Raw genomic sequence first — 21816 nt, 5'->3', positions numbered from 1 at the left:
CGTACAGATCGGCGGGTTGCGGCTGGCGGAGCGGGGTGCGAGCCGGCCGGTGGCTTCCGCACCGGCCCGCTGCGGAAGAGCTGTGTGACCAGCAGCTTGCAATCAGCACTGGCCCGGACGAGTACGAGCACCATGCGGGGGAATGAAGCCGCCAGGGCTGCGTATCGACCGTGCGGCCCTGGCGGCGGGGAGAACTGGGGTCTGATCGGATCCCAGGTCCTTGCAAGTGCAGAGTTAGCGGAGGAAAATTTCCACGATCATCCAGATCAGACGCACTGCAAAGAGCGCGGCACGTCCCTGTGGCGAACCTGCCCAGGCGATGCAGATCCTGGAGATCCGAGAGGCTCGCGAATAAATCGACCGGCATGCCCCGCGCGTACCGCACCAGAACCGGCGAAGCTTGACACCCATGGCGACCACCTATCCCGTCCTGCATTCGAGAGGCCGGAAAAGCCTCCCGGGATTAAGCATCCGAGGCGGCGAATCCGGGAGGACGAAATGTGTCGCTAGTTGACGAATTTTGATCCATGGGTCGAAATTGGCAAAGTTAGTTGACGTGAGTTGACGCGAATTGACGAGCGAGGGCCACATGCCGGGAATCGAGTGTCCGACGGAAGAACAACTACCTCCAGGGCCGGGGCGTGACCTGACCGTTGCGCTCCATGAGCTCTACGCCGGTGCTGGTCGGCCGAGCTTGCGTGACATCAGTGCGGCCATCTCCGAGGATGACGATCTGCCGGCGACGTTGACCCACGAGGCGATCAGGAAGATCCTCCATGGGGATGTGGCCAGCGCGCGGTGGAAGACGATGGAGTCGCTAGTTCGCGCGCTTGCAGCAGCTAGCCACGATCACCATGATGTTGAAGCCGAGGTGCAGCGATTCCTTCGGCTTTGGCAGATCATGTTTGATCCTCAAAATGCCGAATTGACCCTGGAGCATTCAGGTGAAATGAGTTCTATTCCGATCGGGCGGCAACCGCTGCGCCGTGCTGTGGCTCTGGGTTCGACCGCAGAGTTGGTGGATGCGTATCGGCAACTTCGGGAGGAGAACTTGGGCGAGGCGGAGGAATTTCTATCCGCCATTGGAAAGGTGCGCAGTCCGCATGATCTGATTGAGGTTATTGAGGGGCTCCGGAGGGGTGGGATGCATGCGGAGGCGACGCGCATCATTCAGGAAGCGGCCGCCTCCATTGGAATGTGGGAGATTGCCGAGCTCGCAATGCTCTTCATGAAGGAAGGCTGGCGGCTTGACGGGCTGATCACGGCGGTTGCCGCGTTCCGGACCGTAGAAGAAGTCGCCGGACTCCTTCTGCACCTGCAGGAGGCCGACAGACTTCGTCTACTCCGGGTCTTCGCTCAACTCAGAACAGCAGAAGAGGCCAAGCAGCTGGAAGCGGCCATACGACGCTGACCTCGGCCGCCGGATGGTCGGTCCGCTGCCGTTCCCTCAAGATCTCTAGCCAGAGGACACCTGGTCCCGTGATCGGCCTTGCTGGTTTAGGGCCCGGGTCAGGTCCCGGTTGGCCTCCCTTGCGGCGCTGAGCTCGCCCCGGACCTCGTCCAGAGCGGCAGCCAGCTCGACGTTCGCCTGCTCTAGACGGGTGATGGTCCGCTGGAGTTCGTCGATGTCGGCAGGGGCGCCCAGGCCCGACTCGCGCCACGCCTGCTCGCCCAGCGCCTCGGACAACCGCTTCTCCAACTGCTGGATGCGCGTGGTCAGGCGGACGCTGCGGCCCTGGGCGTAGGCGAGGTCGGCCTGCAACGAGGCCCGACTGACCGGCGAGCTTCCGTCTGGGTCCTGGCCCGCGGGCTGGAGTTCGGCTGCGTGGACCAGCGCGAGCAGGTCGCGGTGCCGATAGAGGAAGGTGCGGTCGACACCGGCTTGCCGGGCGATCGCCGAGACGCTGATCGGCGTGCCGTCCTTGGCGGCGTTCATGACCGCGGTGGCGACACGCTGTCGCCTTCGTTCGGTGTCGGCCTGGCGGCCGTCGCGCATCGCAGGGATCACCTGTTGCTCCAGGGGCGAACGTCGGGCTCGGGCTGGCCGATCTTGGGCAGGCCGAGCATGATGGTGCGGCCTCGGCGGACCACCGCGACGGCTTCCTCGATCTGTGCCCGGTCCTCCGGGGTGAGGTCGTCCAGGTCGGCCTTGACCCGGCTGACCAGCCGCCGGACCCGGCGGATCTCCTCCTCGGAGGGCAGTGCCTCCGAGCGGGCCCAGTCGTCGGCCTCGAAGGCGGACATCAGCCGTTCCCGGCTCCGCAGCAGGTCGGCGAGGTAGCGTTCCAGGTCCGGAAGGTAGGAGACGTCGGTGCGGAAGTGGTCGCAGCCGACGCAGCGGAACCGGAGCGGGCAGGCGTGGCCGCCGGCGGAGACGTTGTTCGGCTCCAGGCAGACGCCGTAGGCGGTGGCGACCTCGCCGATCGCGCGGCGCACGTGCTCGGAGTCGAGCAGGCCCTTCACCTTGCGCCAGACCCGGTTGCCGTGTCGGTCGAACTGCAGGGCCGTCACCCGGTCCACGGCCTCGCGCTTGCGCTCCTCGCTGACCCGGTAGTAGCCCTGCGTTGTTGCCAACTCCCGGTGATCCATGAGGACTTGGAGGACTTCCGGCTTGACGCCCGCGTCCGCGTGACGCTGGGCGAAGGAGTGCCGATAGGCATAGAGGAAGATCTTGGATCTGTCGAAGGGCAGCATCACCAGCTTCGGCTGGCCGTCCTCCTCGACCACGGCCGGGACCAGGAAGTCGGGCAGGGAATCGACCCAGGCCCGGTGGGGATCGCCGATCGTGGTGATCGACTTCTTGCCTTCCGGGTTGGCGACCGGGCTGGGCAGCAGCTTCAGCTCGGAGGCCGGGGTGTCGGGGAACCGGCGCCGCACCACCTCCTGCTGGGCGGTGATCACGGCCGCGGTCGCCTTCGAGACGGGCAGGGTCCGGCTCAGCCGGTAGGCCTTGTGGTTGTCATAGACCAGGGTGAGCTTGCTGTCCGGGTCCTTGCGCAGGCACTCCAGCCTCAGCGTGGCGATCTCGTCCGGGCGCCGGCCGGTGTCGATCAGCAGCTCGACGGCGATCCTGACCTCGCGGCTGCTGGACTTCTCCAGAAGGTCGAGGTTGTCGCAGAGCTGCCGCATCACCTCATCGGGCAGGTCCCGGCCGGCCTCGGTGTCCTCCGGCTCGTCCGGGATGTCCTGCAGGGACAGGCCGAAGCCGGCGGGCATGCCCTCCAGGGGCTGGCCAGGGCCGGTCAGGCCCAGGACGCGGACCCGGTTCGTGATCTGCCGGGCGTACCGGACGAGGTTGATCCGCGTGTAGGGGCTGATCTTGCCGGTCTCGGTCAGGAACGCGAGCCGGTTCAGGAAGTTCACCATGTCGGTACGGCCCAGGAGAACGGGCAGGTGGCCGCCATCGGGCCGCTGCAGCCGCAGGCTCTCCGACAGGGCCACGATGCCCGCGAGCATGTTCTGCATCGCATGGCGGACCGACTTCCCGCGCCGCCGGGGAAGCTCGTCGGTGGCCCAGATCTTCACCGCCTCGCGCAGAGGCCGCTGATGGATCTTGGTGAAGTCCAACGATCCGCTGTGGCCGAAGACTGCCAGGTCCCAGACGTCCTTGAGGGACTCGGTCTCCGGAGTGGCACCGAGCCGGCGCAGGGCCTTCTGCCCGCCCCGGACAATCATTCGGGAGTCCGGGGACATCCCGCCGGCCTTCATCGCCTCCTCGTCGAGCGGCTCCAGGCTCACCGCCCCGAGCACCCGCAACACGTCGGCGATCACCCGCAGCCTGTGGTCGGCGGTCTTCGCCCCGGCCAGGGTGCGGACCTGCAGGCAGTAGAGGAGCTCGGCCGCCAGCCGGTCGGGCAGGCCCCGCAGGCTGACCTCCCGGTCGACCGCGATCGCCGAGGTGGTCAGTTGCCAGGTGCGCTCGTCGCCGTCGAACCCGAGCCTCAGGTCCCTGCTCCGCCGGTTCTGGTGCGACGTGCAGTAGAGGAGCCGCCCGCTGTAGCGCAGCCGGTAACACGCGGCGACGCGGCACTCACCGAAGCCGGGCAGCGGCTGGACCGAGGGCCGGAGCACGAACTCCTCCAGGCCCAGGTTGAGGCGGCGGCGCTGGTAGAGGTGGGCGTCGCAGAGCTTGGAGAGCACGGAGTGCCAGGGCCGCTGGCACTCGCGGACCAAGCAGAGCTCCTGGCTGACGTTGCGGAACACCGGAGGCCGCGCGATCTTCATGAACTCCTCGGGGCTCAGCCCCGAGTCCCGGCGGCGGTTGAAGCAGCCCTCGCAGATCGGCCTGCCGAACTGGGTGCCCTTCGTGCAGTCGGGGACCTGGCAGTCGGGCATACCCAGGATCGGGTGGATCTTCGGCCAGACGATCACCCGCCTCTCCCAGTCCCAGCTCAGGAGGTTCAGGAATGTGGTGTCGAGCGCATCGATGAGCTCGTGGGTGCGCGGGTCCGGCTCCTGTGCGAGCAGCGGCCGTGGAGTCGCCATCAGCTCTCACCGCGCCAGTCGAAGGCCCGCGGCGAGGGAACCCGCTCGATCGCCTCCCGCAGCCGGGACTTGTCCGGGATCAGGTAAGGCTGGACCGAGGCCGGGTGCTTCTGCCCGAGCAGGGCCTGCACCTCGTCCGGGGAACCCCCGGAATCCGAGACGTTGCTGCCGAACGCGCGGCGGGCCATGTGCGGGCCGACGTTGCGGGTCAGCTTCGCACGCTTGGTGAGACGCTCGCAGAGGTCGCCGACCGCGTCCGGCGGCATCGGCGCACCCAGCGGCGCGCGGAACAGGTTCACCAGCAGGAAGTCGCTGCCGCCGGCCCCGAGGACCCGGAACCGCTCGTCGAAATACTGGTCGAAGGCTTGGACCACCAGGAAGTCCACGGGCATCGCCCACCGCTTCGTCGACTTCGACCACGCTCCGTTGGCGTTGTCCCGGCGCTGAACGTGGACGTGCGGCCCGGGGACATCGCAGCCGAGCGCCTTGGAGTCCGCCAGCAGGTGGCAGTCGGTGCGGTGAAGGCCGGCCACCTGTCCGCGCCGCAGTCCCACCCGGCCGAGCAGGAGCACGATCAGCCGGTCCCGGGCGTTGCGGCAGGCCAGGAACATGGCCACCATCTCCTCGTCCGAGGCTCGGTCGACTTCGGTCTCCGGTTCCTGGACCCGGTGGCGGACCGCGAGGCGATACGACAATCCGCTGTCCTCGCCCTGGGCCTCCAGCGGCAAGTCCCGGCTGTCGGCCAGCTCGTAGATCTGCCCCAGCACCGACCGCGGCGCCTCGCCGACCGACACCGCGTACGACAGCAGACCGCGCACTGCCGTCAGGACCCCGTTCACCCGGCGCTCGAACCGCGCCGGCTTGGCCCCCGGCCCAGGCACCACGGCCGCCGAGCCATCGGCCGGACGCGAGGGCGTGTGCTTCAGCCAGAGCATGAACAACCCCAGATGCGGCGCCGCCGCCGTCCACCGCCGCCCTGTCACCTGACACCAGCGCAGGTAGAGCGCGGCACCGCCCGCGTACGCCCTGGTCGTCAGCTCGGCCCGGCTCCGCCCGAGCCGCAGAAACCGAAGCCACTGGTCGGCCAACGGCACGACCTGAACGTCATCGTCAACGACCGTCCAGTACCTCACACCCGAGGGCAGAACCACAGGAAAGGCCCGCATATGCAACTCCATGATCAGGCGGTTTGTGCAACGACCCGCCACAGAGCCACACCCCCCGAGAACGAGTCCCCAAGGGTTCAACGACACCCCTCACACCACGTCACACCACACCGATTCAAACCCCAGAGAAGCCGCCGCTGCCCCGTCATGGAGCACTGCCTTCAGTGGGCCCTGGAGACCGGCGAGGACGCCGGCGTCTGGGGCGGCATGAGCGAGGCCGAGCGCCGGGCGATGAAGCGCCGCGCCTCCCGCAACCGCGCCCGCGCCACCTGACCGGCGCGACCCGACCCCCGCCCACGATCGACGGAGCCCGCTCAGGCGCCGTCAACCCCGGGCACCGCCGGCATGGCGATCCGGGGCCCGTGACACCCCACCCACCCACCCACCCACCCCCGAAGGGAACCCTCATGCGCAACCCCATGGACCTCCTCTACCTGCTCGGCATGGCCAGCCCGGTCATCGTCCTGCTCGTCGTCCTGCTCGCCCACTGACCGCCGTCGGTTGCTGTCGTTCGCCGCCGCGCCCGCCCCAGCACCATCCGGGGCCGGGCGCGGCGGTGTTCGTCGGTGCCCGACGCACCCACTGTCCCCTGCATCGCCGGACGAAGGAGATCCTCCGTGCTGACCATCACCACCACCCGCAGGCTCGACGCGCTGCGCCACCGCGCTGACCAGGCCGAGACCGCCCTCACCGACCACGCCCGCCGCCTGGAGATCAGTGAGGACAAGCGGCGCCGCCTGGCCAGCAACCTGGTCTCCGCGCTGAGCGACCTCACCGCGGTGCGGGCCGAGCTGACTGCGGCACGCGGCACCGCCGACGAGCTCCGCTCCGGCGCCGGCCTCCACCGCGAGGAGCTTGCGGAGGCCGGCGCCGGAGCGCAGCGCCTGCTCGCCACCCACGAGCGCACGGTCGCCGCACTGCTCGCCGAGCTGGAGCGGGCCCGCGCCGAGAAGCACGCCGCCGGTTGCCGGGGCGTCCCGGCCGAGCCCGGCACCACCACCGCGAAGAAGACGGAAGGGGCGCTCCGGTGAGCGACAGCGTGTACGTGAAGGACGACCAGGCGGCGCCGGCGGCGCAGCGGATCGTGCTGGCGACGTGGGAGAAGTGCCTCGCGGGCGCCGGCGCGGCGCTCGCGGTCGGCGTCTCCACCATCGGCCTGGTCGCCTCCTACAAGGCGGTCGAGGCCAAGGCCGCCATGCCGGTCGCCGAGGGCGGCTGGGGCTGGGAGGAGCCGTGGATGCTCCCGGTCGCGGTCGACCTGGCGATCCTGGCGTTCGGCATCGTCAACCTGCTGCTGATCCGCTGGGAGCGGGAGGCCGCCTGGGTGAAGTGGGTGCCGCGGGCGCTCACCGGCCTGACGATCTGGCTGAACTGGCAGGCCGGCGCGTCCGGCACCGCGGCCGCCGGGCACGCCGGCCTCGCGGCCCTCTGGGTGGTGTTCTCGGAGATCGCCGCTCACCTGTACGCCGGGCACATTGGCCGGCTGCGCGGCCGCCAGCGCATGGAGGGCGTCCGCTTCTCCCGCTGGCTGCTCTCCCCGCTCTCCACCACCCGCATCGCCCGGCAGATGAAGCTGTGGGAGATCCGCTCCTACGACACCGCGCTGCGCCTTCAGCAGGAGCGGATCGTCTACCGCGAGCTGCTCACCCAGCGTTACGGCAAGAAGTGGAAGAAGGAGGCCTCACGACAGGAGCTGATGCCCCTCACGCTCGCCCCCTACGGCATCACGGTGGAGGCGGCGCTGAACCGGCCCGCCGAGCGGATCGAGCGGGACGCCGTACGGGTGCACGAGGCTGAGGTACGGACGCGGGCGCTGGCCCTACGGATGGCCGAGGAGGAGGCTACGGAAGCCCTCGCCGCGGTCGAGCGCCAGGCCGCCATCGACTCCGCCAAGGCCCGCGCCGAAGCGGAGCGCCTCCTCGCCGAGGCCGAGCGGATCAGGGCGGAGCAGGAAGCCCGTACGGCCGCCGACGCGGTGGTACGGAACCACGAACTGACCCTCCAGCTCCAGAAGGCGAAGGCCGACGCGGACGCCGACCGGCTGCGCGCCGAGGCCGCCGCCGAGGCCGCGAAGGCCACCGCCCAGGCGGAGGCCGAGGCCGCCGAGATCCGCGCTCGTGCCGAAGAGGCGCAGCTCATGGCGCAGATCGAGCGCGACAAGCTGGAGCGTCAGGCGGCCGAGGACGCCCGTCTGGCCGAGCTGGAGACCAACCGCCAGCAGGCCGAGGCGGCGGCCGAGCAGGCCCGCCAGCAGGCCCTGGCCGACGCCGAGCAGGCCCGCCTGGCCGAGGCGAAGGCGCTGGCCGAGCAGGCCGCCGCCGAGGCCATCCGTAAGAAGGCGGAGGCGGAGCGGGAGGCGGCCGTAGCCCTGGAGGCCGCGTCCGTAACCCGGGCTCAGGCGGTCGTGACCGAGGCTGAGGCCGAGCGCCGCGCGGCCGAGGACAAGCGCCTCGCCGCGCTGGCCGAGGCCGAGGCCGCCGAGCTGGAGAAGGAGATGGCCGTAGCCCTGGAGGCGGCGGCCGTAGCCCACGAGTCCGCGACCCGTAGCCCGGCCGAGCGGCAGGCCCTGATCGTCGCTGACCTCATCGAGAAGTTCGGCGAAGAGGTCGTCACGCTCAGCTACATCGAGGATGCCCTCGGCGTTACCGGCGGCACCCGCCAGGACCGCCGTAACCGGGCCCGTCAGATCCTCGCCGAGCGCCGTACCCAGGCGGCCGAGGGCCGTGAGGGCTACGCCGACGCCGCGTGAGCCACGCCGGGCCCACGAGCTGATCCGCACCGGCTACCGGCCCTGACCGGCCCGAGCGGACAGCGCACCACAGGGAGCACGGCCTCTCCGGTGGCCACCAGGGCACTCGTCATGCCCTGGTGACCGCCGAAGGCGCCGCAGCGCCGAGCACCACTCTACGACCCGGCCATCCGGCCGGAGCCCGGGTCCGAAAACCCATCACCCCAGGTCAGTCGGCACATGCTGCCTGACCGCACGCTCTCGAAAGGAGAGCCGAACCATGGACCTCAATCAGCTGTTCACCAACTCCGGGATGCGGGGCTTCACCGCCGCCCAGCGCGACCAGCACCTGGAGGACGCCCGCCAGTACGGGCAGCTTGCCGACGTCGTCGAGCAGCGCCTGCGCAGCACGACGATCGACGGTGACCGCCTCATGGCCGGGCAGCGCCGGGCCCGGAAGGTCGCCGGGAAGCTGCGGAAGATGGAGAAGGCGTCCAAGCGGGCGGCAGGTGCGGCCGAGGCGCTGTACGCGGTGTACCTCAACGACGTGCTGGAGCTGCCCGGCCGCCGGGAGGCGGCCGAGGCCAAGCGCCTGGAGCGCAAGGACCGCCGGGCGCAGCGCAAGCAGGTCACGGCTGGTCAGACGGCCGCGTGGGCGGCGAAGTCGCTGCACAAGTCGGCCGCGCAGCTCGGGGGCCAGGTGCCGGTCGACTCGACCGTGCAGGTCGGGGCGGAGGCGGCCGAGCAGGCGCCGGTTTATCTGCCGCCGCAGCCGGCGCCGTTCGCTCAGGCGCCCGCCGCCGAGCCCGCGGCGCCCCCGTCGATCGCTGACTTCTTCCTGCGGAAGGAGGCCCGGTGACGACCGCCGCAGGGCCCGGCGGGAGCCGCCGGGCCCAGAACAAGGCGAAGCACTGGAACGCCAAGCAGGCCTCGGCGACGACGCCGGCGGACCGCGCGGCGGTGTGGTTCGACGCCTGCCGCACCCTCGCCGCGCAGGCCGAGAAGCAGGGCAGCGTCGAGCTGTTCCGCAAGCTCGAAGCGCAGCTGCACCAGTTCTTCCTCGACCACGCAGGGTGAAGTTCATCTTCATGTTCACCCGGCCCGGGACGCAGATCGCAGGGGCCAACGCGCGCTCGACGCGTGCGCGCGTGAGGCTCCCAAATCCGTGACTCTCTGTCAACCCTGAAAGGAGGCGTGCCGTGGACGAAAACGACGACGACAATGTGATCCACTTCCCCCGGATCGGGTACGCGCCGGCCCCGCCCGCTGCCCCCGAGCCGGCTACGCCGGAGCCGGAGCCGGTCCCCTTCGCACAGCCCGAGCCGGGCCGCCGGCGCTCCCCGATGGAGGTGCTGGCAGCCCTCGCGGTGCCCGCCACCGCGCCGGTGGCAGTGATCGAACCGGCACCCGCGCCGGTGCCCGGAGAGGTCCCGGCGGCGTTCCGCGCCGAGGCCGCACCGGGCCCGGAGGGCGAGGCGGCGCCGGGCCTGGGCGCCCTGTCGGCGGCCGCCGTTCTGGCGGTCGCCGTGGCGGCGCTGCGCGGGATCCACTCGGCCGTCACCGGCTGGCGGGCCAGCCGCGAGCAGCGCCAGGCGGTGAAGGACGCCGCCGGTGCAGACAGCGACGGCACTGGCAAGGAGAAGGAGTCCTCCCCGGGCAAGGGGAAGGGCAAGGACCGGGTGCAGCCCTCGCATGAGTGGGGCCGCCAGCAGCTGAACCGCTCGAGCGGTGCGGGCGGCGGGTCGCGCGGTGCAGGCGGCTCCGGCGGTGGACGGTCGGGCGGCTCCGGTTCCTCCGGCGGCTCGGGCGGTGGACGGTCGGGCGGCTCCGGCTCTTCCGGCGGTGGCCGTACGGGTGGGGCGGGAGGGTCCGGCAGCACCAGCGACCGGGGCAACGGCGGTTCGGCCGGTGCCGGCGGGTCCTCGGGGCAGAAGTCGAAGGGCCCCTCGGGTCCGGACGGCTCCAAGGGTACGGACGGTGCGGGCGGCCGGTCGAAGGGCGGCGACACCAGCGGTGGCCCCTCCAAGGGCGGCGATGGTGCTGGCGGCCGGTCCAAGGGCCCCTCCGCTTCGGACCGCTCCAAGGGTACGGACGGTGCGGGCGGCCGGTCGAAGGGCGGCGATGGCGCCGGTGGCCGGTCCAAGGGCGCGGGCGGTTCGGGCGGCACCGGCCCGGACAAGCCGCCGCAGCCCGGCAAGTGGGGGCCGGGTGCGGTCCGCAGGCCTTCTCAGGGCGGCGGATCCACCCTGGGCAAGGGCGGCGGCAAGCAGGGCGACAAGGGCACGAACGGTCCCGCCCAGGGGCCGGGTGCTCCGGGCGGGAAGGGCGGCGGCCGGGTGAAGGCCCCGGCCGGGGCGTCCGGCGCTACCGGGCAGGGCACCCTGCGCAAAGGCAAGAACAAGACCGCCGGCGGCCCGAACGGCGCCGCCGGTGCGCAGCCCGGCCCCGGGTCGCGCCGCCCGTCGAAGACGCGCGTGTCCGGTGCGGATCACGGCACCTGGGGCGGGGTCATGAGGGACAAGTGCCGGTGCCGCCGGTGCCGGCGGTTCCTCAAGCGCAAGGCACAGGGCCGGGTCACGCTGGGCGAGGCGATCAACAAGAGGGCTGCCGCCCGGCTCCGGGCCCGCCGCAAGAACTTCACCCCGGTCTGGAAGCCGCCGGTGCAGAACAAGAGGAAGAAGGGGAAGGGAGGCCCGGCCTCCGCCACGACGGGTAGCTCGTCCGCAGCCGCGGGCACGCCCACCACGGGCTCGTCCACCGGGCCGGGCGCGAAGAAGGGCGGGAAGAAGACGGGCGGCGGGCCCCGCGCCTGGTGGGGCAAGGCCCGCAGCCGGGCCCACGCCAAGGCGCAGGGCAACGCCGGACCCCCGCCGCCCGGCCCGACCGGGACCGGCTCCACCACCGGGTCGGGTCGGCAGTCGCCGTTCCAGTCGGCGGGGACGGCCGCCGCGGGCGGTGAGGAGATCACCGGGATCTGGGTGAACGGCCGCCCCGACGCCCGCACCCGCGCCCGGTACGCGAACGCGCCGGGCCTGGCCGCCACCGGCCCGGCCCCGCTCGGCGCGGCCCCCGAGAAGCACACCGCCCGCCCGGGCACGACCCGCCCGATCCCCATGCCGCCCGCACCCGCGGCGGCCACCCCCGCCACCGGCCCGGCGCCCGCACCGGTGCCGGCCACGTCACCCACGAGAGGAGGGTCCGTGTCGCTGCCCGCGCAGTCCCGCGGCGCCCAGGTGCAGGGCATGGACGCCCAGCACGAAACCGAGATCAGCTTCACCGAGGTCCTCGCCGCGATGGAGGTCCTGTCCGCCGACGGCTTCGCCACGCACGACCAGTGCGTGGTCCTGGCCGCCAAGGCGCAGCAGATCCGCCGCGCTCTGGACCAGCTGGCCGCCGACCTGGCGGTGCACCACAACGTCATCGGCACTCTGACGCAGGCCGCGATGGCCAAGCTGTCCGAGCAGATGGACCTGCTGGCCCGCAAGGCGCAGGAGATGCAGAGCGAGTCGCTGAACGCCGCCGAAGCGGCCGACAGCGCCGAGAACTCCGTCCGCGAGGCGTACCAGCCCTACGAGACGGCCACCATCGACGCCGGCCTGGCGGTGCCCAGCGCCCGCGTCCACAACGAGAGCTGAGAGGAGAACAGCCGATGACCGAGATCACCCACGTCCCCGGCGGCGAGGTCGCTGCCGGGGACGGCGGCGGCGCCGGGTTCCTGGCGCTGTCCGCGCGCACGGTGCGCCTGGCGGCCGCCGCCCTGGCGCTCAAGCACGAGATGGCCAAGCTGCAGCGGCACATGGAGGACAACGCCGGCACCGCCCGCCGGGTCTCCGAACTCGCCGGGCAGGCCGACGTCGACCAGCGCCACACCGCCATGATCGAGGAGGTCGGGCGGGCCTTCGACCAGGTGGCCACCGCCTCCGGCGAGCTGTCGCGCACCGCCGACCAGGTCGAGCAGGAGTCCCGGGCCTTCCGCGACGCCCACCAGGGCGAGTACCGCGGCATCTACGAAGTCAACCAGTCCTCGGCCTACCGGCAGCCCAAGCCCGGCTTCTTCCGCCGCTGACCACCCACCACCCAACGTCCCCTGTGGCCGCGCCCGAACCCCGGGCGCGGCCACACCTGCACCCGCCCCGATCACGAAGGAGGCCGGCCCCGTGGCCACCGCCCAGCACACCCCGCCCCCCACGACCGCGCGCACGGTGCCGGCCCACGTCATCCGACACCGTGCCACCACCGAGCGCCTCGCCCACGCCACCGCCGCCGTCGCCACCGCCATCGGCCCCCAGCTCGACGACGGCCCGTGGTCCCACCTCGGCGCCTGGGGTGCCCTCGGCGCCGGCTGCTGGTGGCTCTACCGCAAGGCCACCAGCAGCGACGGCGACGAGTTCGGCCTCCTGCGCTCATGCCAGCGGGCCCTGCCGCTGCTCGGCTACGCCGGCCTCTACACCGCAGGCGTCGTCCAGTCCGGCTCCTCCTGGTGGGAGCTCGCCGGGCCCGCGGCCTGGGGCGCCCTGATGGCCTGGTGGGCACCCATCACGCGCGCCGCCGGCCTCGTCCCCGAAGCCCTGCCGCCCGCCCCCGTCCCGCAGCAGCCCGCCGCCCCGCCCACACCGGCCGGGACGGTGTACGAGCCCGGCTACCCGGGCCTGCTCGCCCGGATGTGGGACACCGCCGGCCACGCCACCGGCACCCGCCTCACCGCCGTGAGGCAGTACGCCGACGACCGCCCGGACTTCCAGGCCGTCATCGTCGCGCAGCAGGGCAAGGTCGTCCCCAAGGTCGACGAGGCCAAGCTCGCCGGCACCTTCGACTTCCCGGCCGGCACCGTCACCCTCACCCCGATCAACGGCTCCGGGCCGGGCCGGATGCTGCTCACCGCCCGCCCCACCCTCGCCGCCGAAGAGCAGGCGTGGACGTTCGAACGGCTGTGGGCGGAGAAGGTCGCCGCCGACGGCGGCGCCGCCCCCGGCATGCACCTGGTCGACCACCGCACCGAGCCCAACCGGATCGTCGTGCGCGTCGAGGCCGCCGAGGGCCGCCTGGTCGAGCTGCCGCAGCGCCCGATCGCCCGCGCCCTCGGCATCAAGGACCACGACCTGGTCGTGGTGGAGACCGACGGCCTGGGCGACGGCGTCGTCTCCTTCTACGAGGAGCACCCGCTGATCGACATCCGCTGTGCCACCGTCGAGGACCTGACGATGGACGCGGACGGGCGGATCCAGCTCGGGCTGCGCCACGACGGCCGCCCGGCCCGCCTGCCGCTGTACGACCCGGCGCTGGGCGCGGTGACCGACCTGTTCGTCGGCGCGCCGGGTGCCGGCAAGTCGGTGACCCTCAACACGATCATCGCCTCCGAGCGGATCTCCGGCGTCGTGTCGATCGTCGCGGACGCGCAGGACGGTATGTCGCTGCCGGAGGCCAACGGCCGCGTCTACCACTTCGGGGCCGGGATCGCGGCGGTCGGTGCGACGCTGGCCGCCGTGTACGCGGTCGCCAAGTACCGGCAGAAGGTCAGCTCGGAGAACGGCTGGGGCGCGTTCGAGATCGGCAAGCCCTGGCGGCTGGTCAACCTCACCCTGGACGAGCTCAACCTGATCCTCGCTGCCGACGCGGATGTGCAGCCGGACTTCAAGAAGTGGGTCGTCGGCAACATCTCCGCCTTCCAGTCCACGGGGCGCAAGATGGGCAAGGGCATCCGCTTCGCCGCCCAGTCCATCCACCTGGAGGACCTGGGCGACAAGGACAAGATCCGCGCGAACGCAAAGAACGGCACCGTCTCGCTGGGCCGCACCAACAGCTCGACCACCCAGCACATGGCGGCCGACGGCGTCCTGCCGCCCGGCATGCGGATCGAGCCGATCCCGCGCTACTTCCGCGCCGCCGACGCGATCGACGCCGCGTTCAAGGGCGAGGAGGCAGCCCGCGGCCCAGTCACCGCCGGCGTCGCCTGGCTCATCCAGGGCGGCCAGCTCTACAAGGCCCGCACCTTCAAGGCCGTCAAGGAGGGCAAGACCTTCCCCGGCCTGATCGAGCTGTACGAGTCCGCGCCGATCCCGGTCCTCAGCCCGCAGGAGGACGCCATCTTCCAGGCCGAGTACGTCCGGGCCCTCGCCAAGGCCGAGCGGCTACTGCGCGGCGAGGCCGACGGGGAGGACGGCGACACGGTGTACGCACCGCCCCGGCCCGCCACCGCCCCGGCCGGAGCGGAGACGGGAGAGGACGAGGTGGACCCGCTGGACGCGGTGTTCGCCGAGGAGAGCGCGCCGGAGGCCGCCACCGTGCGCGAGAGCGTGCTCGACGTCCTCGCCGCGGCGGGCGAGCCGATGCAGGCCAAGGACATCCGCACGGCCGTCGCCGCGCGTGGCCTGCCCACCAAGACCGTCGCCAACGAGCTCACCGACCTCAAGGACCTCGGCCTGGTCGCCAAGGTCCGCCACGGCTGGTGGCAGATCGTCCCCCAGCCCGTCCGGCACTGACCGGCAACCACCACGACAGCGGGCCCGGCCGAATCGGCCGGGCCCGCTGCACACTCCCGAAGGAGCACTTCCGTGATCGTGTCCGTCTCCGGCGTCGTCCTGTTCGGCATCCTGCTGGTCGTCCTGGTCCGCAACGGCCGCGCCAGCATCGGCACCGCCGTCGTCGCCGTCCTGTTCGGGTTCCTGCTGGCCTCCACCGGCCTGGCCGAGCCGATCCGCTCCGCCCTGGACGGCGGCGCCCAGGTCACCAGCTCCGTGAAGCCCTGACCACCGCTCAGTCCGGGATCCACAGCGACCCGTCGTCCAGCACCCAGGCGTCGTAGATCCGGTTACCGATGATCACGCCGGTCACCGTCACCTCCACCGACTCGTCCGCGTCGAGCCACAGCACACCGTCCTCGTCGGTGAACGCGTCCCAGATCGTGCCGTCCTCGTCGACCACCGCGTCGAACTCCGTCACCCGCGGCCCGCTGTCCCACAACCAGCCCACAACGCCTCCCCTCCGGTCCGCACCAGCCTGACGCCCCACCAGGCCCCACCGGGCCGATTCCCACCACAACGCGCCCGCACTCCCGCCCCGGGATGCGGGCGCACCACTTCGGAAGGAACCCCGTGACCAACCACCTCATCATCGGCCGTACCGGCTCCGGCAAGACCTACCGCCTCCAGGAGCTCATCGCCGCCCACGCCGCCGACCCGACCACCGCCGTCTGGGCCATCACTCCCACCAAGGAGCTGGCCGGCGCCGACCGGCACACCGGCCCCGACGGCGCCCAGCAGCTGCTCACCGACCTGCTCGCCGAGGTCGACAAGCGTCACGCCACCGGCCGGGAGCACACCCCCACCGAGGCCGAGCCGCGCGTCCGCCTGGTCGTCGACCGGGTCGAACTCGTCCACGAGCTGCTGGGCGGTGACGAGTTCGGTCACCTGCTCAAGCGCCTGCTCGTCACCGGCCGCAAGGCCGCCGTCGACACCGTCCTCACCGCCTCCACCACCCACCTGGACGCCTGGCCCGTCGGCCTGCGCCTGCACTTCGACCTGCCCGGACACACCGAGATCCTCCCCGACCGCCGCCAAGCCGACGAGGACTGATCCCACCCTCTGACAGCCCGTCTCCCGGCCTCTCCGGGGGCCGCCGGACCCGCCCGCCACCGGGTGGGCCCGGCGGCCTCAGAAGGCGCCCGGCGCCGCGCACAGCACGCTTCCCCCCGCCCGCACCGCCGCCCCGAAGGAGCCCGCCGTGACCGGCAGCGACCGCACCCACGAGACCAGCCAGCCCCTCGACCCGCAGAAAGTCATCCTCCTGGAGAGCGGCTACGTGCCCGCCCTCGTCGACGGCGAGATCGTCGCCGTCTCCATGCGCGTGGACAACGGGGACACCACGTCCGTACCGGCGCTCGTCGACGGCCAGGCCGCCGCCGTCCCGGTCCACGACCCGATCGCTCACGTGAAGGCGATGACCGCCCAGCTCGCCGCCCACAACGCCGCGCGGGCCGCCCGGAGCACCGCCCCGGCGGCCGACCCGGGCCTGCCGCTCGCGGTGCGCCAGTACGTCCTCTACGGCTCGATCGCCTCGCTCGCCGCCGGCGGCGCGGTGTGGATGCTCGGCGCGGCCGTCGCCGAGGTCGCCCCGCACGCCGACCAGCTCGGCGACCTCCTCAAGTGGGCCGCCGTCCTGGTCGCCGCCGTGATGCTCGGCGTCGCCGGCCTGCTCGGCAAGCTCCGCTCCGTCGCGACCGGGACCTCCGGCGCGGGCGCGTCCGCGAGCGGCGACGGAGCCTCCGCGACCGGCACCGTCCTGGCCCTGGTCCACCGCACCCACCAGACCAGCATCGGCCGCCAGACCGCCTGGGGCCGCGGCGGCATCACCAACAACAACGGCTGACCGGCCGGTCCACCGGCCTCGCCGCCGGCCCGCACAGCGCCCGCCCCGCCGACCCCGGCCGGGCGGGCGCGGCGCGTCCGGAGACGGGACCGGCCGACCGGCCACCGACCAGACAGGAGACGCCGCCGTGCGCGCACCCGACCTCGACCCCACCGGCGAGCACCACGGCGGCCTGCCCACCTGGCCCTGGCGCTACGCCGACCCCGGCCTGCGCACCCGCCGCCAGCTGCGCGCCGAAGGCCTCCGGCCGGGCGGCCAGGAGCCCGCCGCACAGGTCGTGTGCAGGTACGGCAAGCGCATCGCCTACCTCTACCGCGCCGCCCAGGCGCTGCCGGTCCGGCCGATGACGCCGGGCCGCGCCGCCGCCCTGGACCGCGCGATGGCCGCCCGCCAGACCTGCCCGATCTGCCGCACCCGCTACGACCACTGCCTGCCGCTCAAGACCCTCGGCAGCTGCCTCCCGTGCTCCGAGCTCACCGACGCCGAGCGCGAGCAACTCACCGCCCTCACCGCCACCACGTCCTGACCCGCCCGCAGAAAGGCCACCACCATGAAGATGCGCCTGTTCGCCGGACCGCTCGCCGACGCCGTCGCCTTCGTCGCCCGTGCCCTGCCCGCGAAGCCGGCCGTGCCGGTCCTCGCCGGCATCCTGCTCGCCACCGACACCGACGGCCCGCACGTGTCCGCCTTCGACTACGAGGTCGCCGCGGCCACCCGCCTGGACGCCGAGATCGCCGGCGACGGCCGCGCCCTCGTCTCGGGGCGGCTGCTCAACGAGATCGCCAAGTCCCTGCCCAAGGACGCGGAGGTCGACATCGAGCTCACCGCCTCCCGGCTGCTCGTCACCTCCGGCGCCGCCCGCTTCACCCTGCCCACCCTGCCGGTCGAGGAGTACCCGGCCCTTCCGGCCGCCCCGGACACGGTGTTCACCGTCACCGCCGACGACTTCGCCGACGCGACCGCGCAGGCGTTCATCGCCGCCGGCCGCGACGACTCCACCCCCGCCATGACCGGCATCCAGCTCCAGCTGAACGGCGACGTGCTGACCCTGGCCGCCACCGACCGCTACCGCTTCGGCGTCCGCGACCTCACCGTCCACCCCACCGGCACCGTCCCCGCCGCGAGCAAGGCCGCCCCCAAGACCAAGGGCAAGGCCGCGCAGGACCAGGCCACCGACGCCGAGGCTCAGCGCCGGGCCGCGTTCACCGCGCTGGTGCCGGCCGCCTCGCTGGCCGACGCCGCCAAGGCCCTCGCGGGCGAGCACCCGCTGCGCGCCGGCTGGTCACAGGGACAGCTCGTGCTCGCCGCCGGCCGCCGCACCTTCCTGTGCCGTCTGCTGGAGGGCTACGAGTTCCCCCGCTTCGTCGGCATGCTCCCCGACCTCGCGGACGCCGAGGTGACCATCACCGTCGACACCGCCCACGCCGCCGACGCCATCAAGCGCGTCGCCCTGGTCGCCGCCGCCAACACCCCGATCCGCCTGGTCGCCGACGGCCAGCACCTGCGCCTGGAGGCGGGAAGCGGCGACGACGCCCAGGCCACCGAGCGCATCCCCGCCCAGTTCGAAGGCACCGTCAGCGACGGTCTCACCATCGCGTTCAACCCCGGCTTCCTGGCCGACGCGCTGCGCGCCATCGCCGCCCCCGAGGTCCGCATCGGCATCACGGAGCCGACTAAGCCCGCCGCCCTCGCCGGGGCCGGCGGCGACAGCACCGACCTGGAATACCGGCACACCCTGATGCCGGTCCGGCTCAGCTCCTGACCCGCCCGGCCGGCCCGCCCCGCACTCGGGCGCACCGGCCGCCTGTTCACCGATCCGCTCACCCTGCCGAGGAGCCCCAGCCCATGACCACCCACGCCCCCGACCAGCCCGCCGGCCACGACGACGACGGCGACCTGGTCTTTCCCACGCTCGGCCCGGTGCCCCCGCTCGGCCCGGACGAGCCCAACGAGCGGCCGGACCTGATCTGGCACCCCGAGCCGCGCCGCCGACTGCGCAACATCGTGCCGCTGCTCGACCGCTACCCGTACCTCACCGACGCTGGGTTCGGCCTGGCCGCCCTCGGCGTCCTGGCCTCCGTTGTCCTCCTGGTCCTCGCGGTCGGCCCGTACGTCCTGGCCACCGGGCACTGGCTCCTCGACCCGGCCAACGTTGCCACCCCGGCAGCCCAGGTCTGGCACACCGTCGACGATCCGATCCACCGCAGCCTCGCCGAACGGGGGCAGGGCCTGCCCGCCGGACCCGCCACCCTCTACACCGCCTGGGCCGCGACCGGCCTGCTGATCCTGTGGCGGGGCCTGCGCACCGCAGGCTCCGCTGGGGCGCAGCTCGGCGCGGTCACGTTCGGCGCCGTGACCGCCGTCATGGTGTGGGACGGCACTCCCGGGCCGGGGCGGCCGGTCGCGGCCGGCCTGGCCGCGCTGCTGTGGGCCGCGCTGGTGGCGCTCGCGCTGACCGGGTCGTGGATCACCACCCACACCACGGTCGTCAACGAGGTCACCGTCGAGCCGTCCCCCGCGTCGGACATCTCGGTGGCCGCCCCCGAGCCGGTGCCGGTCACCATCCAGGTCACCGTCCCCGAGCCCCGCATCGAAACGGTCCTGGTCGTCGACCGGGACGGCCGGCGCACCAGCCGCCCCGACGACCACTGACCGCCCCCGAGGTGGCGGCCCGGGAGGGGCCGCCACCCGGGCGACCGAACCTGCCGAGCACCGCTACTTGAAGGAGAACCCGTGTCCTGGGGGATGTCCCGTGACGCACAGATCGCCGCCCTCTACGAGAAGCTCCACGCCCGCTCCGCGACCCTGTCCGGCCTCACCCCCGGCACCACCTCGCACGCCGGACTCCAGGCCGAATGCGACGCCATCTACGCCGAGATACGGCGCCTGGAGGCCTCCACCAGCATCTCGCCGAAGGCTGTCCTCATCGCGGCCGCCGTGCTTCTGCTGATCGTCTGGAGCGCCCTCCACTGATCTCCGGGCATTCACGCTGCCCACCACGACGCCCGCCGTACCCGGCCAGCCAGGCCGGGGCCGCGGGCGTCGTGGTGCGCGGCGCGGCCGTCCGGCCGAACCATCCCGGCGAGATCGCTCGCACCCTCCTGACCGGAAGGACACCCCGATGGCCACCAACGAGAGCACTCCGGCCGAACCGCAGCACCGGATGGACCTGCGCGACCTCGAACCCCTCGCCGCACGGTGGGCGGCCAGGCGCGACGGCCGACCCATGCCGTCCCTGGACCAGGCCAGCCGCCAGGCCCTCATCCGCACCCTCACCGAAGCCGCGGCCCGAGGCGCCGGCGCCAACCCCGAGATGGCCCGCCGCGCCCAGGCCCGCGCTGACGAGCTGCGCGCGGGCCTGGACTGACCGCCGTCCCGGGCACTGACGCTGCCCACCGGCCCGCGCCCCGCCCCCGGCATCCAGCCGGATCGGCGGGGCGCTCCGGTGCGCGGCGCGGCCGCCCGGCCGGCACCGACCACGGGAGGACACCGTGAACACCGACACCACCCCGCCCACCCAGCCCGTCCACGCGCCCTTTGCCCGCCCCGAGCGCGTCTTCCTCGCGGAGAGCGTCGCGGACGGCGCGTCCGACTGGGAGCTGGCCCGCTTCGCCCTCTCCGAGCGGAGCTTCGCCGGCTACCACGACGACCCGCGCGCCGAGGAGGGCCGGCGCCTCGCCGACAAGCTCACCGCCGAGGAGGCCGAGCGGGTCGACCGATTCCTCGCGGCGGGCGTCCACGACAGCCAGCGCCTGGACGCCCTCGCCGCCGCCGGCCCGTCCCTCACCGGGGATGACCGGGCCTGGGTGCTCGACCAACTGCGCCTGGCCTGGCAGCGCCTGGACCGCCTCCACGACGCGATCGACCACTCCGGCAGCATGATGGCCACCACCTACGCCGCCGGCTCCGTCGACTACGTGCGGTGGTCCCGCAAGCCCGAGGCGATCACCGGCCACCGCCCCGCCCGCACCGCTGCGCACCGGCCCGGTGCCTGATGGCCGCCGAGCTCGCCATCGCCCTGGTCGGGGTCGTCGGCACCCTCGCCGGCACCCTGACCGTCACCGCGCTCCAGCACCGTGCCGCCCGCGCCGAGCGGACCGAGCGCACTGCCCAGGACCGGCGCCGCGAACTCGTCCAGGCCGTCACCGCCCTGGTGACCGCGCTCGCCGCGCACCGCCGCGCCATGTGGGCCCGCGAGCGACTGCGCCTGACCGGCGCCGATGACGCCGTGTACGCCGAGGCCCGCAGCGAGAGCCACCGCACCCGCTCCGACATCACCGCCCCGCTCGTCACCCTCTCCATCCTCGCCCCCGGCCTCGCCCCCGCCGCGGAAGAGGCCGCCCACGCCACCTACGCCATGCGCGCAGCCGCCGACCACAGCGCCCTCGACCAGGCCCGCACCGAAGCCGCCGCCACCAGCGAGCGCCTGGTCGCCGCCGCCGCCGAGCAACTGGCCTGACCCACCAGCCCGTGCCCCCACCCGGCTCTCCGCCGCTTCGCCCCAGGTGCCACCCCGGCCCTGGGGCGAAGCGGCGGAGAGCCGCACACTCGCCACCGACGGAGGAACCCGCCGTGAAGACCACCGCCCGCACGGACCGCGCCGCCCGCTTCGCCTCTTCCTACGCCCTGCTGCGCGCCGCAGCGGACATCGGGGACCACCTCGTGCAGTCGGATTTCTGTGCCCGCACCAAGGGCGCCACCGACGACGCTCCCGCCGTCGGCGACGACGGCACCGTCCACGGCACGAAGGCCGGCCGAAAGGCGTGCGCGGTTCACTGCCTGACCTACTCCGCCACCCAGGCCGCGGCCCTTCTCCTGGGCTCCCGCGCGTTCGGCCTGCGCCTGCGCCCCCGGCACCTCGCCGCCGCGCTCGCCATCTCGGGACTCACCCACTACGCCATTGATCGAAGGGTTTCGGGCGGGCTGCTGGAGCGGTTCGCCGAGGCCACCGGCAAAGGCAACTTCTACCGCCTGGCCGACCACGGCATCAACGGCGCGGCGCGGATGGACGCCGCCGTCCACCACGGCTTCGAGACCATCGCCGCCGCCGTCCTCTCCCACTGACACCCGCCC

At 73.0% G+C, this 21816-nt stretch carries 24 protein-coding genes and 1 pseudogene; 21 read left to right on the top strand and 4 right to left on the bottom strand.

Features of this window, described 5'->3' with window-relative positions; genetic code table 11:
- Positions 1-589 precede the first annotated feature (589 nt).
- Positions 590-1411 (top strand): hypothetical protein, encoded by an 822-nt coding sequence (locus ACIF6L_RS34330; RefSeq protein ID WP_396491474.1) that lies wholly within the window; start codon positions 590-592, stop codon positions 1409-1411.
- Positions 1412-1456: 45 nt separating this feature from the next.
- Here ACIF6L_RS34330 and ACIF6L_RS34325 read toward each other — a convergent pair whose 3' ends face one another.
- From ACIF6L_RS34325 to ACIF6L_RS34315, 3 genes are read right to left on the bottom strand one after another with little or no spacing between them, the layout of a single operon-like run.
- Positions 1457-2008: a DUF6262 family protein gene (locus ACIF6L_RS34325; RefSeq protein ID WP_396491475.1), complete on the bottom strand. Its 552-nt coding sequence runs from the start codon at positions 2006-2008 to the stop codon at positions 1457-1459.
- Positions 2005-4485, bottom strand: coding sequence for a tyrosine-type recombinase/integrase (locus ACIF6L_RS34320; RefSeq protein ID WP_396491476.1), 2481 nt, complete (start codon positions 4483-4485; stop codon positions 2005-2007). The genes ACIF6L_RS34325 and ACIF6L_RS34320 overlap by 4 nt, the downstream gene beginning before the upstream one ends.
- Positions 4485-5579 (bottom strand): tyrosine-type recombinase/integrase, encoded by a 1095-nt coding sequence (locus ACIF6L_RS34315; protein WP_396491477.1) that lies wholly within the window; start codon positions 5577-5579, stop codon positions 4485-4487. Before ACIF6L_RS34315 ends, ACIF6L_RS34320 begins: the two co-directional genes overlap by 1 nt.
- A gap of 204 nt (positions 5580-5783) precedes the next feature.
- On the opposite strand from ACIF6L_RS34315, the pseudogene ACIF6L_RS34310 reads away from it, so the two are divergent.
- The 10 genes and pseudogenes from ACIF6L_RS34310 to ACIF6L_RS34265 form a co-directional block, all read left to right on the top strand.
- Positions 5784-5924, top strand: a pseudogene (locus ACIF6L_RS34310) (WhiB family transcriptional regulator); the annotation flags it as partial.
- 89 nt (positions 5925-6013) lie between these two features.
- A complete protein-coding gene (locus ACIF6L_RS34305) occupies positions 6014-6142 on the top strand; it encodes a hypothetical protein (RefSeq protein WP_396491478.1) in 129 nt (42 codons plus the stop codon).
- A gap of 126 nt (positions 6143-6268) precedes the next feature.
- A complete protein-coding gene (locus tag ACIF6L_RS34300; RefSeq protein ID WP_396491479.1) occupies positions 6269-6682 on the top strand; it encodes a hypothetical protein in 414 nt (137 codons plus the stop codon).
- Entirely contained in the window at positions 6679-8400 is a 1722-nt protein-coding gene (locus tag ACIF6L_RS34295) for a DUF2637 domain-containing protein (protein ID WP_396491480.1), read from the top strand. The genes ACIF6L_RS34300 and ACIF6L_RS34295 overlap by 4 nt, the downstream gene beginning before the upstream one ends.
- A 259-nt stretch (positions 8401-8659) precedes the next feature.
- Positions 8660-9238: a hypothetical protein gene (locus ACIF6L_RS34290; protein ID WP_396491481.1), complete on the top strand. Its 579-nt coding sequence runs from the start codon at positions 8660-8662 to the stop codon at positions 9236-9238.
- The gene (locus ACIF6L_RS34285; protein WP_396491482.1) at positions 9235-9456 is read left to right on the top strand and encodes a hypothetical protein; all 222 of its coding nucleotides are present in this window, start codon (positions 9235-9237) and stop codon (positions 9454-9456) included. The genes ACIF6L_RS34290 and ACIF6L_RS34285 overlap by 4 nt, the downstream gene beginning before the upstream one ends.
- A gap of 122 nt (positions 9457-9578) precedes the next feature.
- Positions 9579-12014 carry a hypothetical protein gene (locus ACIF6L_RS34280; RefSeq protein WP_396491483.1) on the top strand — a complete coding sequence of 812 codons (2436 nt, stop codon included), beginning with the start codon at positions 9579-9581 and terminating at the stop codon, positions 12012-12014.
- Positions 12015-12028: 14 nt separating this feature from the next.
- Positions 12029-12445: a conjugal transfer protein TraB gene (locus ACIF6L_RS34275; RefSeq protein ID WP_396491484.1), complete on the top strand. Its 417-nt coding sequence runs from the start codon at positions 12029-12031 to the stop codon at positions 12443-12445.
- Between the two features lie 91 nt (positions 12446-12536).
- On the top strand, positions 12537-14858 hold the full coding sequence (locus ACIF6L_RS34270; RefSeq protein WP_396491485.1) for a hypothetical protein: 2322 nt from the start codon (positions 12537-12539) through the stop codon (positions 14856-14858).
- Between the two features lie 72 nt (positions 14859-14930).
- Positions 14931-15125, top strand: coding sequence for a hypothetical protein (locus ACIF6L_RS34265; protein ID WP_396491486.1), 195 nt, complete (start codon positions 14931-14933; stop codon positions 15123-15125).
- Positions 15126-15132: 7 nt separating this feature from the next.
- Here the strand turns inward: ACIF6L_RS34265 and ACIF6L_RS34260 are convergent, their stop codons facing one another.
- Positions 15133-15348 (bottom strand): hypothetical protein, encoded by a 216-nt coding sequence (locus ACIF6L_RS34260; RefSeq protein WP_396491487.1) that lies wholly within the window; start codon positions 15346-15348, stop codon positions 15133-15135.
- Between the two features lie 122 nt (positions 15349-15470).
- Here ACIF6L_RS34260 and ACIF6L_RS34255 point away from each other — a divergent pair, with 122 nt between their 5' ends.
- The 10 genes from ACIF6L_RS34255 (at position 15471) to ACIF6L_RS34210 (ending at position 21807) form a co-directional block, all read left to right on the top strand.
- Complete coding sequence (locus ACIF6L_RS34255) at positions 15471-15950, top strand: hypothetical protein (RefSeq protein WP_396491488.1); 480 nt, start codon at positions 15471-15473, stop codon at positions 15948-15950.
- 148 nt (positions 15951-16098) lie between these two features.
- The gene (locus tag ACIF6L_RS34250; protein ID WP_396491489.1) at positions 16099-16743 is read left to right on the top strand and encodes a hypothetical protein; all 645 of its coding nucleotides are present in this window, start codon (positions 16099-16101) and stop codon (positions 16741-16743) included.
- 127 nt (positions 16744-16870) lie between these two features.
- A complete protein-coding gene (locus tag ACIF6L_RS34245) occupies positions 16871-17269 on the top strand; it encodes an RRQRL motif-containing zinc-binding protein (RefSeq protein WP_396491490.1) in 399 nt (132 codons plus the stop codon).
- A 24-nt stretch (positions 17270-17293) separates the two neighbouring features.
- The gene (gene dnaN / locus ACIF6L_RS34240; RefSeq protein ID WP_396491491.1) at positions 17294-18505 is read left to right on the top strand and encodes a DNA polymerase III subunit beta; all 1212 of its coding nucleotides are present in this window, start codon (positions 17294-17296) and stop codon (positions 18503-18505) included.
- A gap of 83 nt (positions 18506-18588) precedes the next feature.
- Positions 18589-19395 (top strand): hypothetical protein, encoded by an 807-nt coding sequence (locus ACIF6L_RS34235; RefSeq protein WP_396491492.1) that lies wholly within the window; start codon positions 18589-18591, stop codon positions 19393-19395.
- 81 nt (positions 19396-19476) lie between these two features.
- The gene (locus ACIF6L_RS34230) at positions 19477-19716 is read left to right on the top strand and encodes a hypothetical protein (protein ID WP_396491493.1); all 240 of its coding nucleotides are present in this window, start codon (positions 19477-19479) and stop codon (positions 19714-19716) included.
- 148 nt (positions 19717-19864) lie between these two features.
- On the top strand, positions 19865-20110 hold the full coding sequence (locus ACIF6L_RS34225) for a hypothetical protein (RefSeq protein ID WP_396491494.1): 246 nt from the start codon (positions 19865-19867) through the stop codon (positions 20108-20110).
- Positions 20111-20234: 124 nt separating this feature from the next.
- Positions 20235-20738: a hypothetical protein gene (locus tag ACIF6L_RS34220; RefSeq protein WP_396491495.1), complete on the top strand. Its 504-nt coding sequence runs from the start codon at positions 20235-20237 to the stop codon at positions 20736-20738.
- A complete protein-coding gene (locus ACIF6L_RS34215; protein WP_396491496.1) occupies positions 20738-21202 on the top strand; it encodes a protein kilB in 465 nt (154 codons plus the stop codon). Before ACIF6L_RS34220 ends, ACIF6L_RS34215 begins: the two co-directional genes overlap by 1 nt.
- 113 nt (positions 21203-21315) lie before the next feature.
- Positions 21316-21807 carry a hypothetical protein gene (locus tag ACIF6L_RS34210; protein ID WP_396491497.1) on the top strand — a complete coding sequence of 164 codons (492 nt, stop codon included), beginning with the start codon at positions 21316-21318 and terminating at the stop codon, positions 21805-21807.
- Positions 21808-21816: the final 9 nt, after the last annotated feature.

The sequence above is a fragment of the Kitasatospora sp. NPDC086009 genome (genome assembly GCF_044540385.1).
GTDB lineage: Bacteria > Actinomycetota > Actinomycetes > Streptomycetales > Streptomycetaceae > Kitasatospora.
The sequence above is the reverse complement of the archived record's forward strand: the minus strand, read 5'-3'. Positions and strand labels throughout refer to the sequence as shown.

Bases quoted from the DNA above. Each gene is read 5' to 3' on its own strand.
- ACIF6L_RS34330 (WP_396491474.1), top strand. From the start codon at position 590: ATGCCGGGAATCGAGTGTCCGACGGAAGAACAACTACCTCCAGGGCCG.
- ACIF6L_RS34320 (WP_396491476.1), bottom strand. From the start codon at position 4,485: ATGGCGACTCCACGGCCGCTGCTCGCACAGGAGCCGGACCCGCGCACC.
- ACIF6L_RS34290 (WP_396491481.1), top strand. From the start codon at position 8,660: ATGGACCTCAATCAGCTGTTCACCAACTCCGGGATGCGGGGCTTCACC.
- ACIF6L_RS34275 (WP_396491484.1), top strand. From the start codon at position 12,029: ATGACCGAGATCACCCACGTCCCCGGCGGCGAGGTCGCTGCCGGGGAC.
- dnaN (WP_396491491.1), top strand. From the start codon at position 17,294: ATGAAGATGCGCCTGTTCGCCGGACCGCTCGCCGACGCCGTCGCCTTC.
- ACIF6L_RS34235 (WP_396491492.1), top strand. From the start codon at position 18,589: ATGACCACCCACGCCCCCGACCAGCCCGCCGGCCACGACGACGACGGC.
- ACIF6L_RS34225 (WP_396491494.1), top strand. From the start codon at position 19,865: ATGGCCACCAACGAGAGCACTCCGGCCGAACCGCAGCACCGGATGGAC.
- ACIF6L_RS34215 (WP_396491496.1), top strand. From the start codon at position 20,738: ATGGCCGCCGAGCTCGCCATCGCCCTGGTCGGGGTCGTCGGCACCCTC.